The organism is Actinocorallia lasiicapitis (assembly GCF_054778695.1).
This window is the reverse complement of record NZ_BAAGZI010000697.1, coordinates 1-1500: the sequence shown is the minus strand read 5'-3', so window position 1 is coordinate 1500 and position 1500 is coordinate 1. Positions and strand designations below refer to the sequence as shown.

Annotated in this window: 2 protein-coding genes; both read left to right on the top strand. The window is 72.4% G+C overall.

Annotation, left to right across the window (positions count from 1 at the left end; all coding sequences use genetic code 11):
- Positions 1 to 1259 (top strand): stealth family protein (locus tag ACYVE7_RS33885; RefSeq protein ID WP_460370648.1); only part of this gene is annotated, 1259 nt, incomplete at its 5' end.
- The coding region (locus ACYVE7_RS33880) for a hypothetical protein (RefSeq protein ID WP_460370646.1) at positions 1259 to 1500 on the top strand (242 nt) is incomplete at its 3' end. The genes ACYVE7_RS33885 and ACYVE7_RS33880, both read left to right, overlap by 1 nt.

The window sequence follows — 1500 nt, the reverse complement described above, 5'->3', positions numbered from 1 at the left end:
TGGCCGCGCAGCCGCTCGGCCCTCCGGCGGGCGCGCCCTCGTCCGGGACGCTCGCCGACACGGCGCGCTGGCCCGCGACCGGCGGCCTCCGGATCTTCCAACCCTGGGTGTCACCCACCCGAACACCCCACTACGGTGCGGATTGCTCCTGCGACGTCGAATTCTGGAAGCCCGCCACCGACGGCGGCCGCACGGCCCTGCGCCCGACCCTCCTCGGCGACGCCCTGCACGCCGAGGCGTTCGAACCGGCCGAGATCGTCATCGCCGGACGCGCCTACCCCGCCCTCCAGGCCCTGGCCCGCACCCTCACCGACGATCACGACTTCCCCGTCGACGCCGTCTACACCTGGGTGGACGGCGACGACACGACCTGGCGCACCCGCCGCGACACGGCCCTCGCCGGAACCGTCTCCCGTCCGGCCGACGGCGGCGACAGCCGCTACAGCTCCCGCGACGAACTCCGCTACTCGCTGCGCTCCCTCGCCGTCCACGCCCCCTGGATCAGGCACGTGTGGATCGTCACCGACGGGCAGCGTCCCGGCTGGCTCCGCGACGGCGACGGCCTGACCGTGGTCGACCATCGCGAGATCTTCGCCGATCCGGAAGCCCTGCCGACCTTCAACTCCCACGCCATCGAGACCCGCCTCCACCACATCGACGGCCTCAGCGAGCACTTCCTGTACCTCAACGACGACTTCTTCCTGGGCCGCCCGCTCACCCCCGGCGCGTTCTTCCACCCCAACGGGATCACCAAGTACTTCGCCTCACCGCTGATCATCCCGCCCGCGCCGCGCGCCGCCGCCGATCCGACCTGGCTGGCCGCCGCGAAGAACAACCGCGCCCTGATCGAACGGGACTTCGGCCGCACCACCACCCACGCCTTCAAGCACGCGCCGTACGCGCTGCGCCGCAGCGTCCTCGCCGAGCTGGAGGAGCGCTACCCCGAGGAGTTCCGGCGGACGGCCCGCAGCCGGGTCCGCTCGGTCGCCGACCTCTCGGTCGTCTCCTCGCTGTACCACTACTACGCCCTGTGCACGGGACGCGCGGTGCCTGGCGGGCTGAAAGCCGACACCGTCCGGCTGAGCCACCGCGCCGACCTGCCGATGCTGACCCGGCTGCTCGCCTTCCGCGACCGTGACGTGTTCTGCCTCAACGACATGGCCTCCGGCGACCTCGACGAATCCGGCAAATGGCACGCCGCGACGGGCTTCCTGGAGAGCTACTTCCCCCACCCCGGCCCGCACGAAAGGGATTGCTGATGGACACGCACCGGTCGGAGAAGGGGATCGCGGTCTCGGTCGTCGTCACGGGGGCGGGGCGCAGGGCCGTCGCCCGGACCGTCCGCTCGGTACGGCAGCAGACGCTGCGGTCGGTCGAGGCGGTCGTGCCGCCGCGACATCCGTCGGGCTCGCATGTGCTGTTCGTCGCGGCGGGCGAGCTGCTCGACCGGCACGCCTGCCTGACCCTGTTCGCGGCGGCCGTCCGGACCGGCGCGGACAG